The sequence below is a fragment of the Tersicoccus sp. Bi-70 genome, from assembly GCF_001968825.1.
Classification (GTDB): Bacteria; Actinomycetota; Actinomycetes; order Actinomycetales; family Micrococcaceae; genus Tersicoccus.
In genome coordinates this window covers 221,886-234,594 of sequence record NZ_MIEU01000016.1, presented here as the reverse complement: position 1 = coordinate 234,594, position 12,709 = coordinate 221,886, and the positions used below count along the sequence as shown (strand labels likewise).

Below are 12,709 nucleotides of genomic sequence, written 5' to 3'. Positions count from 1 at the left end.
CTCAGCCGAACGCGATGTACCGGCCGGCCTTGCCCGGCTCGGCGATCTCGAACAGCGGCCGCAGGTCGGTGCTCTCGAGCAGGGCCATCTGCTGGTCGAACCGCTCACTGATCACGAACACGGTGTGCGACAGTCGCCAGTCGTCGGTGAACCAGGCCCGGAGCGACGTGAGCAGCCGTGCGTCGAGGTGCGTCCGAACCCGGGACCGGCGGACCCAGAAGTAGACCACCGCGTCCATCTCGTCCCAGACGGCCTCGTCGACGGCGGTCACGGTCGATCTCGCGAGGAAGGTGGCGGTCGTCGGGAAGACGTAGACGCAGCCGAGGCACGTGACGTCCTCGGGATCGACCACGGTGTAGGTGAAGGCGCGACGCTCGGCGTGCCGGCGCGCGAGGTCCTCGAGATCCTGCCGGTTCGCCTCCACCGTGAAGTCGTCCGCCGGCCAGGTCGACTGTTCCCACCGCCGCAGGTCGTCCCGCGTCTCCAGGACGGCATCGTGGTCCCGGGCGGCGTCGTCGGCGGTGATCGGGCGCAGGACGAACTCGCTGGTGCGCAGGACGGCGGGAATCCGCTGATCCGCATCGGTGATCGCCATCGGTGCCTCCTCGACTGATCGGGCCCGGCCGTCCTGTCCCCGCGGATCCGGCCGAGGCAGGACGCTCGCCGTGTTCCGCCGAGATCGCGAATCTACGCCTCCCGTCGTCGCCGGAGGCCTGGTGCGCCCGGCCCCGCCGTTAGCATGGCGCCATGACCGCGTCCGACGACAACGCGACACCCGTGCCCTGGCAACGGGTGTTCGCCGCCCTGGCCAATGACAAGCTGCGCCTGGCCTACGGCCTGGCCGTCGTGCACGGGGTGGACCGGCTCGACAACCGGGAGACGCGCAAGCTGACCGGCGCCGGTCTGCTCGCGACCGGTCCCGACGGTGCGACTGTCGTCGACGGCTCCGTCTTCGCTGCTGCCCTCGCCGCGGCCGCCATCCCGCAGCCGACCGGCGTCGACCGGTTCTTCCACGAGGGGCGCATCACCACCGTGCCTCGTCGCACGGAGGACCGGGACGAACTGCTCGGCCACCTGGCGATCCGGCTCTTCGGCGTCGAGGACGTGCTGACCGAGGCCGAGGTCAACCGTCTGCTCGCCACCGTCACGAGGGACGTCCCGACCCTGCGACGCGCGCTCGTCGACTTCGGGTTCCTCACCCGGGAGACCGACGGCAGCCTGTACTGGCGCAGCGCATGACGGCGCCGGTCCTGGTCCTGCAGCACAACGCCTGGGAGGGTCCCGGGCTGATCGGTGACGCCCTCGTCGACGCCGGACTGTCGCTGACCTTCCTCAACCTCGTCGACCACCCCGCGGACGCGGTGCCCGTGGTCGCCGACCTCGCGGGCGTGGTGCTGATGGGCGGGCCCATGCGTGCCACCGACCACGCCGCGCACCCGGGTCTCGCGCGCGAGGCCGACCTGGTCCGGGTGGCCGTCGCCACGGGACTGCCCGTGCTCGGCGTGTGCCTGGGACACCAGATCATCGCCACCGCTCTCGGCGCAGACCTGCACGCCGGGGCGACCCACGAGGTGGGCCTCGCCCCGGTGCGGTTCACCGGCGCCGATGCGCGGCCCGAGCTCGGGCTGCCGATGGGGGAGACGCGGGTGCTGCACTGGCACGGGGACAACGTCGACGCGCCCGCCGGCGCCGTCGTCCTCGGAGCCTCCGCGGGCTGCCCGGTGCAGGCGCTCGCCGTCGGGTCCGCCCTCGGACTGCAGTTCCACCCCGAGCTCACCCCGGCGATGCTCGACCGCTGGCTGGAGGAGCCGGAGATGCGGGCCGATCTGGTGGACGACGACGCCTCGGGCGACGACGCGGCCGCTGTGCTGCGTACCGCCTTCGCCGCGGAGCACCCGTCCATCGTCGCCGCCTTCGCGCCGGTGTTCGCCGGGTTCGCGAGTCGCTGCGTCGAAGCCGCTGGGATGCCGTCGAACTGACGCCGGTGCGTCGGGTGGTCTGCTCACGATCGGGACCGTTGTTGCCGTTGGCGCGGGTTCAACGCGGCGCGATGGCAACAACGGTCCCGATGGCGTCGGACGGCGCCGCGCGGGGATCCGGCCACCGCCGCATCGACGACGTCAGTGGCTGGTTACCGCTGGATCGCGGCGGACGGGACGACGGCGTCCTGTCGGCGTCGACCGGGCCGGCCGGTGATTGGGACCGTTGGTGCCGTTGGGGCGGGTTCAACGCGGCGCGATGGCAACAACGGTCCCGATGGCGTCGCGTGACGCCCGGGACGGGTCAGCCGTTGGCGACCGTGACCGCCGAGTGCAGGTGCTCGTCCCGCGCGAGCTCGGCGACGAGGAAGTCGGCCAGATCGGTGCGGGTGAGCGAGCGGGTGCGGGTGGGGGAGCCCGCCGGGTAGGTCCGGATGTCGCCGGTGGCTTGCTTGTTCGTCAGCAGGGCAGGCCGGGTGATGATCCAGTCGAGGTCGCTCGCGCGCACGGCCGCCTCCATCGCGTCCTTGTCCCGCATCGCGCCGCGCAGGAACGTCGGCAGGAACACGCGGAGGGCCGGCGCGACGGCCGCCATGCTGTCACCCACGCCGACGGACGAGGTGACGATCAGTCGCCGGACGCCGTGGCGGGTCATCGCCGCCATGAGCGCGCCGGCGGCGTCGGTCTCCAGCGTGGAACGGCGCCAGGGCACGGCGGCGCCGATGGTGTCGATCACCGCGTCCTGCCCCCGGACCGCGGAATCGACGGTGTCCGGATCGCGCGCGTCCCCGACGATCAGGCGCGCGCCCGTGAGCTCGGCGTCGGGCTGCCGATGGACGAGGGCGGTGACCTCGTGGCCGGCCTGCACGGCTCGCGCGACCGCGGCCCGGCCGGTCTTCCCCGCTGCACCGACGATGAGAACCTTGTTGGCACTGCCTCCTGTGTCGTGCTCATTCTCGTCGTGGACGTCGCCGCGGTGAAGGACGTCCGACGGCAGGGTCGGCTCCATCGTGGCGGTCGGGGTCGCCAGCCGGGTGATCTCTCGATCATCGAGTGATCGGCCGCTAGGGTGGCGGGATGAGCGAGAAGAACCTGCGCAAGGGCGAGAAGGTCGAGTGGCAGAGCCACGGGCAGACGGTCGAGGGGACCGTGCAGAAGAAGATCACCGAGGACACCGAGGCGGCCGGCCGGACCGTGCGCGCCGACAAGGACGACCCGCAGTACCTGGTCGAGAGCGACAAGACCGGCAAGGACGCCGTCCACAAGCCGGAGTCGCTCGACAAGGCCGACTGACGACGGACGCAGGGCAAGAGACCGGACGACGGAGACGACCGTGTCCTCCAACCGGACGGCAGCTTCCGCCGGCCGCCGTCGCCGCGGGGCGGGATCCGGGGCGTCATCGACGACCTGTTCGCCGGTCAGACGCCGATCGACCGCCGGCTGTCCCTCCTGCTCCTCGGCGGCATTGTGGCGGTCCCGGTGCTCGCCGCGGTCATATCGGCGTTCCGCTTTCCCCTCGGTTCCGCGTTCCTGGTCGCATTGATCGTCTACGCGGTGGTGCTGGCCGTTCCTCTCGTTCGGTCGGTGAAACAGGACGTCCGGCTGAGGAGAGCCGGCAAGCGCACGGGGTTGGCGTCGCCCCTGCAGTGGCTCGTATTCCTGCCCATCACCCTCTTCACGACCGAGTTCCAGCGGTTGCTCATGCGAGCGGGGATGGACGAATGGGCGTCCTTGGTCCTCATGGTGGTGGTGGCGGTGGTGACCGGGCTGGCGATCGGCTGGATCGTCCGACGGTTCCAGCGACGCGCACGCACCGACCCCGCCCCCGACGACTGACCCCTACCCACCGGCCCGGCGGTACTCGTGCTCCGGGCGACCGGTCGAGCCGTAGCGCAGGCCGATCGTGACGGCGTGATCCTCCGCCAGCGACGAGAGGTGCCGTTGCGCCGTCGCCCGCGACACGCCGACCGACGCCGCCAGCTCCGTCGCCGAGTAGGCCAGTGCCGGGTCCATCGCCTCGAGCAGCACCGCCTCCGTGGCCGACCGCGGCCGGCCGGTCGGCACGGAGTCGCCCGCGATCAGGGCGCGTCGGGCCCGGTCCACGCCGGCTTGATCCAGTGGCCCCGCAGCGTCCAGCATCCGCCGGTACCGCGCGTAGGCGCGCAGCTGCTGGGACAGCGCTTCCTCCGTGAACGGCTTGAGCAGGTACGCCAACGCCCCGCGCCGGAACGCCATCCGCAGCGCCGCCGGCTCCGCAGCGGCGCTGAGCAGCACGGTGTCGACGTCGAGGGTGCCGAGCAGATCCAGCCCGGTGCCGTCGGGCAGATAGACGTCCAGCAGCACCAGGTCCGGCCGGTGCCGGGCGACCGCCGCCCGCGCCTGCTCGACCGAGCCGACCGGCGGCAGTGCCGAGAACCCCGCGACGGAGTCGACATAACGGGCGTGCAGCCGAGCGACGTGGAAGTCGTCGTCGACGATCAGCACCGACAACGGGCGCGCGGTCATCGGGGGCTCCTCTCGGTGGCCGGGTCGAGGGTGGCCGGATCGAGGCCGGACGGATCGGCGACCGAGGGACCGCCGCCGGACGCGCCGCCCCCGGACGCGCCGCCGCCGGACGCGCCGCCGACGACCCCGGCCGCCATCACCGTCGGTAGCCGGGCACACATGACGGCGCCGGGGCCGCCGGGCCGGCCCGGGGAGGCGACCCAGGTGTCCCCGCCGAGACGTCGGCTCAGGGCCAGGCCCAACCCGCTGCCCAGGCCGAGGCCGGACGAGGACCCACGTCCGGCGTCCGACGGGCCGGACGGGTCGGCGGAGTGAGGGTGGGAAGAGGCGACGTCGGTACTGTAGCCCTCGGCGAAGATGTCCTGCGCCGCGCCACGGGCCGCCTCGGGGATGCCGTCCCCGGAGTCGGCGACCACCAGGTGCAGCGTCGTCGCGTCGTCGAGCGCTTCCACCTCCACCCACCGGTCGGTCGACGCGCCGGCGACGGCGGCCTTGATGGCGTTGTCGATCAGGTTGCCGAGCACCGTGGTGACCTCGTGGGTGCTGGCGACGGTGCCGCGCACCAGCGTCTCGGGGCCGACCCGCAGCGCCACGCCCCGCTCGGCGGCCTGCACGCTCTTGGCGCCGATGAACGCCTGCAGGTGCGCGTCCCCGAGCAGGTCGATCTGCTCGGCGGGGAACACCAGCGGCCCCGACCCGGCGAGCTCGGCGAGATAGGCCCGCGCGCCGTCGACGTCGCCGCCCCCGAGGTAGCCGGCCAGCGTGTGCAGCTGGTTGGAGAACTCGTGCCGTTGCGCGCGCAGGGCCCCGGACATGGTCTCGACGGCGTCCAGGCGCCGGGTCAGCTGCTGCAGGTCGGTGTGGTCCCGCAGCAGGACGACGCGGCCGAGGTCGCGGCCGCCGTGCTGCACCGCGCGGACGGTCACCAGCAGCACCCGCTCCTCGTGCACGACGATCGCGGGGTCCTCCCCGGTCACCGCCGGCGAGGCACCACCCGTGTCGAGCCGCAGCAGCCCGGCGGGCAGGGGCAGCGACGCCCAGGGCCGGCCGGCGACGTCGTGCGGCAGGCCGAGCAGCTCGAGCGCGGCGTCGTTGCCGACGGTCACGTGCCCGTCGGGTGCCACCCCGACGACGCCCTCGTCGACGCCCTCGAGGACGGCCACCTGGTCCTGCACGAGTTCGCGGAGCTGCTCGGGCTGCAGTCCCAGCGTCTTGCGGGCCAGGCGGCGGCGCAGCAGCAGGCTCGCCAGCAGGCCGACGACGAGGGCACCGAATGCGCCGAGCACGATGCCGACGGCGTCGCGCCCGATCACCGCCGTCACCGACTCGCGGGAGAAGCCGACGCTCACCTCCCCGACGACCGCGGCGGACCCCGGCGCGTACACCGGCACCTTCGCGCCGGCCGAGGCGCCGAGGGTGCCGGTGTTCCGGGTGGTGACCTCCTCGCCGCGCAGCGCCGCGGACGGGTCGGTCGAGACGACCTGGCCGAGCCGGTCGGCGGTCGGGTGGGCCAGGCGGACGCCCGTCTCGTCCGTGACGACGACGAAGAGCGCGCCGGTGCGGGTGCGCGCGGCCTCGGCGGTCGCGAAGATCGGACCCGCCCGCAGCTGCGCGACCGGCGGGGTTCCCTGCTGGGCGCTGATCGCGGCCACCTGCGTCCGCAGGGCCGGCTCGGAGGCGACGGTGCGCGCCAGGCCGAGGGCCTGTCGCTCCGCGTCCTCCCAGCTGCGCTCGATCGTCGACCACAGGAAGAGGGAGCCGCCGATCACCACGATGAGCAGCACGACGCCGACCTCGAGCAGCAGCGTCTCGGTGGTGAAGGAGAGCCGACGCCGGTGCGGGCGCGCGAGCAGCGTCTCCGTCGTCCGGCGCGGCGTTGTCATGGCGTCCAGTCTGCCCCCATCACGCCGCCCGGAGGAGCGGAACCGGGCGTGAGCACAATGCGCAGAACGTGCCGAACGCGCACTATGCCGGGAAGCGCGCGGAACCGGGACGACGTGGCCGCGCTCACCCTAGGGTCGGTGACGGTCGTCACGCCGCTGTGACGCCGAACGCACCCCAGGAGTCCTCATGCTCGTCATCCTCGGCTTCGCCATGATCCTCGTCTTCATGACGCTGATCATGACCAGGAAGCTCACCCCGGTCGTGGCGCTGATCGTCGTCCCCACCATCTTCGGCCTGTTCGCCGGCGCGGGTCTCGGCATCGGCGACATGGTCATGGACGCCATGAAGTCGATGACCTCCACCGCCGCCCTGCTGATGTTCGCCATCATCTACTTCGGCCTGATGATCGACGTCGGGCTGTTCGACCCGCTGGTGCGGTTCATCCTGCGCCGCTTCGGCAACGACCCGGCCAAGGTCGTCGTCGGGACCGCGGTGCTCGCCGCGGCCGTCTCCCTGGACGGCGACGGGTCGACCACCTTCATCCTCACGACCGCCGCCATGGTGCCGGTGTACCTGCGGCTCGGCATGAGCCCGGTGGTGCTCACCTGCGTGGCGGGCCTGGCCAACGGCACGATGAACATCCTGCCGTGGGGCGGCCCCACCGCCCGCGCCGCGACGGCCCTGAAGATCCCGGTCGCCGACGTGTTCGTGCCGATGGTCCCGTCGCTGATCGCCGGCCTGCTCGTCACCCTGCTGTTCGCCTGGCACCTGGGCCTGCGGGAGCGACGCCGGCTCGGCGGCACCGTGAGCCTCGAGACCTCCGGGGCCGGTACCGTCCGCGGCACGGGCGAGCGGTGGGCGCGGGGAGCCGTGGCGCGGACCGCGACGGTCGGCGGGGGCTCCCGCGGTGGCACCGGCACGGCCGTCCTGAACCGGCCCGAGGCCGGCGTGGGCGGCGGTACGGGCACCGGTGAGAGCGGGACGAACGGCGCCGGGACGAACCACGCCGGGACGGACGGTGGCTCCGCGATGGCCGGGACGGCGCTGGACCCGACCCGGGAGACCCTGCGGCCGAAGCTGATCTGGTTCAACCTGGCCCTGACCGTCGCCATCATGGTGTTACTGGTCGCCGACGTGCTGCCGCTGCCGTACATCTTCATGGTCGGCTCCGCGATCGCCCTGATCGTCAACTTCCCGCACGTCAAGGGGCAGGCGCGACAGATCGTGGCGCACGCGCCGTCCGTCGTCGCCGTCGTCTCCATGGTGATGGCCGCCGCGGTGCTGACCGGGGTGCTTTCGGGCACCGGCATGGTCGACGCCATGAGCCAGTGGCTCGTCTCGGTGATCCCGCCGGCGCTCGGGCCGTTCATGGCCGTCATCACCGGCATCCTCTCCATCCCGATGACGTTCTTCATGAGCAACGACGCGTTCTACTTCGGGGTGTTGCCGGTGCTCAGCGAGACCGCCGGTCACTACGGCGTCGGCGCGGCCGACATGGCCCGCGCGGCGATCACCGGTCAGCCCTTCCACCTGCAGTCCCCGCTGGTCCCGGCCATCTTGCTGCTCGTCTCCCTGGCCAACGTGGACCTCGGCGACCACCACCGCAAGGTGCTGTGGCGCGCCGCCGTCGTCAGCCTGGTGATGCTGGGCATCGGCGTGGCGACGACGGCGGTCGGCATCGGGTAGCCGGCTCCGTCGACGACCTCGAACAGCGCGGCGAATGCCCCGTCGTTCACGGATTGCCGCGAACGACGGGGCATTCGACGAACAACGCGGCAATGCGGCGCGGCGATCCCGCGCGGCACCGGACGGCGTCAGCCCTCGGCGGGCGGTGTCGGCCGGTGCCCGAGGTGGGCCTGGGACAGGGCGGTGAACTCGTCCTCGGTCAACTCGTCGAAGGACCGGGCCTCCGTCGCATCGGTACGGGAGAAGCGGACGAACATCAGGATGATCAGTGGCAGGTCGATGATCTCGGCGATGAACCACAGGCTGTCACCCGCGAGCTGCTGGTCCCGCAGCGGATTCGGGAACCACGGCAGCCCCGCCCCGGCGGCCGCGTGCTGGTCGAGCACCTGACCGCTGAGCCGCACGATCACGCCGGGAATCGCGTCGAGCAGCAGTTCGGCGAAGACGAACACGAACTCGAGCATCAACAGGCCGCCGACGCGGGCGAAGAAGGCCTCCTCCGTGTTCGGCAGGATCATCAGTAGCCCGACGAGCGGCACCAGCACCGTCAGCACGACGCCGATCGCGGGAGAGGTCCGCAGCGTGAACGACCACGGGGTCACGAACGACATGAACAGCACGAAGCCGATTAAAGGCGCCAGGATCGGGTTGCTCACCAGGCGCACCGGCCGGCTGGTGGCCCAGCGCTCCAGCCGTCCGCGACCGACGGGGCCGAGGGCGGCGCGCGCCAGGGTCACCGGTCGGCCGAGGCCGACGAGCATCGGGACGAGGAACAGGTCGAGGCTGAGCTTGACCGCAAAGGCCCAGCGCAGCGTCGAGGAGTAGACGCCCACGAACCCGCAGCTGAGCACGACGAACGAGCCGAGCCCGAGGACGAGGAAGGCCAGCGTGCGCCACACCGGCCAGTGTCCGCCCGCCCGGTGCACGGCCCGCAGGCCCCGCACGTAGCCGGCCGCGGCCAGCCCGACGAGCACGAGGGCCACCGGGTCGAGGGTCCAGGAGGAGAGGAGGACTTGCAGCGGCGGCATCGGTGTCTCGGATCTGCGGTGGAACGGACGAGAAGGGCGCACGAGCTGGCCCGCCCGCCATCCTGCCACCGTCGGCTGAGCGGGGTCTGGCCGGGCGTCGTCGTTCCCCTCGGCGGGCCGCCGTAGGATGGAGGGCGGAAAACCCACCCGTGTCTTTTGAGGAGGACTGTGGCTCAGATCAGTCGTGACGACGTCGCCCACCTGGCGCGGCTCGCCCACATCGAGATGTCCGAGACGGAGCTGGAGACCATGGCCGGCGAGCTGGCGGTGATCGTCGACTCGATCGCCTCCATCTCGCAGGTGGCCGGCGACGACGTCCCCGCCACCAGCCACCCCCTCCCGCTGTCCAACGTGTTCCGCGAGGACACCGTGGGGGAGACCCTGACCCAGGAGCAGGCGCTCTCCGGCGCCCCCGACGAGGAGGACGGTCGCTTCAAGGTCCCGGCCATCCTGGACGAGGAGCAGTGAGCGTGACCGCCGACCTGATCACCCTGACCGCCGCGCAGATGGCGGAGAAGCTCGCCGCCGGCGAGATCACCTCCGTCGAGCTGACGCAGGCGCACCTGGATCGGATCGCCGCCGTCGACGGCGCCGTCCACGCCTTCCTGCACGTCAACGCCGAGGAGGCGCTCGCCGTCGCCGCCGAGGTGGATGCCGCCCGCGCCGCGGGGGAGAGCATGCACCGGCTCGCCGGCGTCCCGATCGCGATCAAGGACCTCATCGTCACCGTTGGGCAGCCGACGACGGCGGGCTCCCGCATCCTCGAGGGCTGGATGAGCCCCTACGACGCGACCGTGGTCGAGAAGATCCGCGCCGCGAAGCTGCCGATCCTCGGCAAGACCAACCTCGACGAGTTCGCCATGGGCTCCTCGACCGAGCACTCCGCATTCGGGGACACCCACAACCCGTGGGACCTGGACCGGATTCCCGGCGGCTCCGGTGGCGGATCCGCCGCCGCCGTCGCCGCCTTCGAGGCGCCGCTGGCCCTGGGCACCGACACCGGCGGATCGATCCGCCAGCCCGCCGCCGTCACCGGCACCGTCGGCGTCAAGCCGACCTACGGTGGCGTGTCCCGGTACGGCGCCATCGCGATGGCCTCGTCGCTGGACCAGATCGGCCCCGTCGCCCGCACCGTCGAGGACGCGGCCCTGTTGCACGAGCTGATCGGCGGCCACGACCCGCGCGACTCCACCTCGCTCGCCGACCCGGTGGCCGCGTTCGCGGCGGCCGCATCCGCGGCCGCGGTCGACGGCAGCGTCGAGGGGCTGCGCATCGGTGTCGTCACCGAGCTGCAGGGTGAGGGTTACCAGGCCGGTGTGCTGGACCGCTTCCACGAGTCGCTCGACCTGCTGCGCGAGGCCGGGGCCGAGATCGTCGAGGTCTCCTGCCCGCACTTCCAGTACGCCCTCGGGGCCTACTACCTGATCATGCCGTCCGAGGTCTCCTCGAACCTGGCCAAGTTCGACGGCGTGCGGTACGGACTGCGCACGCTGCCCACCGAGGGCCCGATGACCATCGAGCGCGTGATGGCCGCGACCCGTGCCGCCGGATTCGGGGACGAGGCGAAGCGCCGCATCATCCTCGGCACCTACGCCCTGTCCGCCGGCTACTACGACGCCTACTACGGCTCGGCGCAGAAGGTGCGCACGCTCGTCCAGCGCGACTTCGACGCCGCGTTCGAGCAGGCCGACATCCTGATCTCCCCGACAGCGCCCACGACGGCGTTCCGGCTGGGGGAGAAGACGGACGACCCGCTGGCCATGTACCTCAACGACGTCGCCACCATCCCGGCCAACCTGGCCGGCGTGCCGGGCCTGTCCCTGCCGAGCGGCCTGGCCACCGAGGACGGGCTGCCGGCCGGCATCCAGCTGCTCGCCCCCGCCCGCGAGGACGAGCGGCTGTACCGGGCCGGTGCCGCGCTCGAGCGGCTGCTGGTGCGCCGCTGGGGCGGCCCGCTGCTGGAGAAGGCGCCGGACCTGCTGTCCGCGCGGGACGACGCATCCCTGACCACCACCGGAGGCGAGAAGTGAGCACCGAGACCCTGGTTCCCTTCGACGAGGCGCTGGCGACCTACGACCCGGTCCTCGGGTTCGAGGTGCACGTCGAGCTGAACACGAAGACGAAGATGTTCTCCGCCGCCCCCAACGCCTTCGGAGACACGCCGAACACCAACGTCGCGCCGGTGGATCTCGGTCTGCCCGGCGTGCTGCCGGTGGTGAACAAGACCGCCGTGGAGTCCGCGATCAAGCTCGGCCTGGCGCTGAACTGCTCGATCGCGCCGTCCTGCCGCTTCGCCCGGAAGAACTACTTCTACCCGGACACGCCGAAGAACTTCCAGACCTCCCAGTACGACGAGCCGATCGCCCACGACGGGTACCTGGACATCGAGCTCGAGGACGGCGAGGTGTTCCGCGTCGAGATCGAGCGGGCCCACATGGAGGAGGACGCCGGCAAGCTGACCCACCTCGGTGGCGCGGCCGGCCGCATCCAGGGCGCCGACTACTCCCTGGTCGACTACAACCGGGCCGGCGTGCCGCTGATCGAGATCGTCACCAAGCCGATCGTCGGCGCCGGTGCCCGCTCCCCGGAGCTCGCCCGGGCCTACGTGGCCGCGGTCCGCGAGATCGTCAAGGGCCTGGGTATCTCCGACGCGCGGATGGAGCGCGGCAACGTCCGCTGCGACGCCAACGTCTCCCTGATGCCCAAGGGCGCCACCGTCTTCGGCACCCGGTCCGAGACGAAGAACGTCAACTCGCTGCGCGCCGTCGAGCACGCCGTCCGGCACGAGATCTCCCGTCACGCGGGCGTGCTGAACGCCGGACAGAAGGTCGTGCAGGAGACTCGGCACTGGCACGAGGACACCCGGTCCACGACGTCCGGGCGGCCCAAGTCCGACGCCGACGACTACCGGTACTTCCCGGAGCCGGACCTCGTGCCCGTGGTCACCAGCCGCGAGTGGATCGAGGAGCTGCGGGCGACGCTGCCCGAGCCGCCGGCCGAGCGGCGCAAGCGGCTCAAGGCCGACTGGGGCTACAGCGACGCCGAGTTCCGTGACGTCGTCAACGCCGGGGTGCTCGAGGCGATCGAGGACACCATCGCCGTCGGCGCCTCCGCCGCGGTCGCCCGCAAGTGGTGGATGGGGGAGATCTCCCGCGTCGCGAAGACCCGCGACGTCGAGCCCACCGAGGTCGGCGCCACCCCGACGCTGATCGTCGAACTGGATGCGCTGATCACCGAGGGGCGGATCAACGACAAGATCGCCCGCCAGGTGCTCGAGCACGCACTCGCCGGCGAGGGCACGCCCGCCCAGATCGTCGAGGCCCGCGGCCTGGCCGTGGTCTCCGACGACGGTGCGCTCGGTGCGGCCGTCGACGAGGCGATCGCTGCCATGCCCGACGTCGTCGCCAAGATCAGGAGCGGCAAGGTCCAGGCCGTCGGCGCCCTGATCGGGCCCGTCATGAAGGCGACCCGCGGTCAGGCCGACGCCGGCCGCGTCCGCGAGATCGTGCTGGAGAAGCTCGGCGTCTGACGCCGTCCGTCTCGATCGACGCCCCGCACCCGACAGGGGTGCGGGGCGTCGTCATGTTCTTCACGAGGGTATTTGCATCGAGTGCAAGATTGCACCTA

General features: G+C 72.1%; 13 protein-coding genes. 8 read left to right on the top strand and 5 right to left on the bottom strand.

What is annotated here, in order from left to right; all coding sequences use genetic code 11:
• Nucleotide 1 precedes the first annotated feature (1 nt).
• A complete protein-coding gene (locus tag BGP79_RS13695; RefSeq protein WP_076696416.1) occupies nt 2-595 on the bottom strand; it encodes a hypothetical protein in 594 nt (197 codons plus the stop codon).
• 152 nt (nt 596-747) lie between these two features.
• Between BGP79_RS13695 and BGP79_RS13690 the strand changes: the two genes are divergently transcribed.
• Complete coding sequence (locus BGP79_RS13690) at nt 748-1,239, top strand: DUF2087 domain-containing protein (RefSeq protein ID WP_076696414.1); 492 nt, start codon at nt 748-750, stop codon at nt 1,237-1,239.
• On the top strand, nt 1,236-1,979 hold the full coding sequence (locus tag BGP79_RS13685; RefSeq protein ID WP_076696413.1) for a type 1 glutamine amidotransferase: 744 nt from the start codon (nt 1,236-1,238) through the stop codon (nt 1,977-1,979). Before BGP79_RS13690 ends, BGP79_RS13685 begins: the two co-directional genes overlap by 4 nt.
• Before the next feature lie 304 nt (nt 1,980-2,283).
• On the opposite strand, the gene BGP79_RS13680 is transcribed toward BGP79_RS13685, so the two are convergent.
• Entirely contained in the window at nt 2,284-2,988 is a 705-nt protein-coding gene (locus BGP79_RS13680; RefSeq protein ID WP_083701938.1) for an NAD(P)-dependent oxidoreductase, read from the bottom strand.
• A 68-nt stretch (nt 2,989-3,056) separates the two neighbouring features.
• Between BGP79_RS13680 and BGP79_RS13675 the strand changes: the two genes are divergently transcribed.
• Nucleotides 3,057-3,272, top strand: a complete 216-nt coding sequence (locus BGP79_RS13675) for a DUF2945 domain-containing protein (RefSeq protein ID WP_076696411.1) — start codon at nt 3,057-3,059, stop codon at nt 3,270-3,272.
• Nucleotides 3,273-3,458: 186 nt separating this feature from the next.
• Complete coding sequence (locus tag BGP79_RS13670; protein ID WP_143588428.1) at nt 3,459-3,815, top strand: DUF3810 domain-containing protein; 357 nt, start codon at nt 3,459-3,461, stop codon at nt 3,813-3,815.
• 3 nt (nt 3,816-3,818) lie between these two features.
• On the opposite strand, the gene BGP79_RS13665 is transcribed toward BGP79_RS13670, so the two are convergent.
• Nucleotides 3,819-4,484 (bottom strand): response regulator, encoded by a 666-nt coding sequence (locus BGP79_RS13665; protein WP_076696407.1) that lies wholly within the window; start codon nt 4,482-4,484, stop codon nt 3,819-3,821.
• Entirely contained in the window at nt 4,481-6,367 is a 1,887-nt protein-coding gene (locus tag BGP79_RS13660; protein WP_076696405.1) for an ATP-binding protein, read from the bottom strand. Before BGP79_RS13660 ends, BGP79_RS13665 begins: the two co-directional genes overlap by 4 nt.
• A gap of 187 nt (nt 6,368-6,554) precedes the next feature.
• Between BGP79_RS13660 and BGP79_RS13655 the strand changes: the two genes are divergently transcribed.
• Nucleotides 6,555-8,054: a CitMHS family transporter gene (locus BGP79_RS13655; RefSeq protein WP_076696403.1), complete on the top strand. Its 1,500-nt coding sequence runs from the start codon at nt 6,555-6,557 to the stop codon at nt 8,052-8,054.
• 128 nt (nt 8,055-8,182) lie between these two features.
• Here BGP79_RS13655 and BGP79_RS13650 read toward each other — a convergent pair whose 3' ends face one another.
• Nucleotides 8,183-9,082: a cytochrome c oxidase assembly protein gene (locus BGP79_RS13650; protein WP_083701937.1), complete on the bottom strand. Its 900-nt coding sequence runs from the start codon at nt 9,080-9,082 to the stop codon at nt 8,183-8,185.
• 168 nt (nt 9,083-9,250) lie between these two features.
• On the opposite strand from BGP79_RS13650, the gene gatC reads away from it, so the two are divergent.
• The 3 genes from gatC to gatB are packed head-to-tail and all read left to right on the top strand — an operon-like array spanning nt 9,251 to nt 12,611.
• On the top strand, nt 9,251-9,550 hold the full coding sequence (gene gatC / locus BGP79_RS13645) for an Asp-tRNA(Asn)/Glu-tRNA(Gln) amidotransferase subunit GatC (protein WP_076696401.1): 300 nt from the start codon (nt 9,251-9,253) through the stop codon (nt 9,548-9,550).
• 38 nt (nt 9,551-9,588) lie between these two features.
• Nucleotides 9,589-11,112: an Asp-tRNA(Asn)/Glu-tRNA(Gln) amidotransferase subunit GatA gene (gene gatA / locus BGP79_RS13640; protein WP_233121613.1), complete on the top strand. Its 1,524-nt coding sequence runs from the start codon at nt 9,589-9,591 to the stop codon at nt 11,110-11,112.
• The gene (gene gatB / locus BGP79_RS13635; protein WP_076696398.1) at nt 11,109-12,611 is read left to right on the top strand and encodes an Asp-tRNA(Asn)/Glu-tRNA(Gln) amidotransferase subunit GatB; all 1,503 of its coding nucleotides are present in this window, start codon (nt 11,109-11,111) and stop codon (nt 12,609-12,611) included. The genes gatA and gatB overlap by 4 nt, the downstream gene beginning before the upstream one ends.
• Nucleotides 12,612-12,709 lie beyond the last annotated feature (98 nt).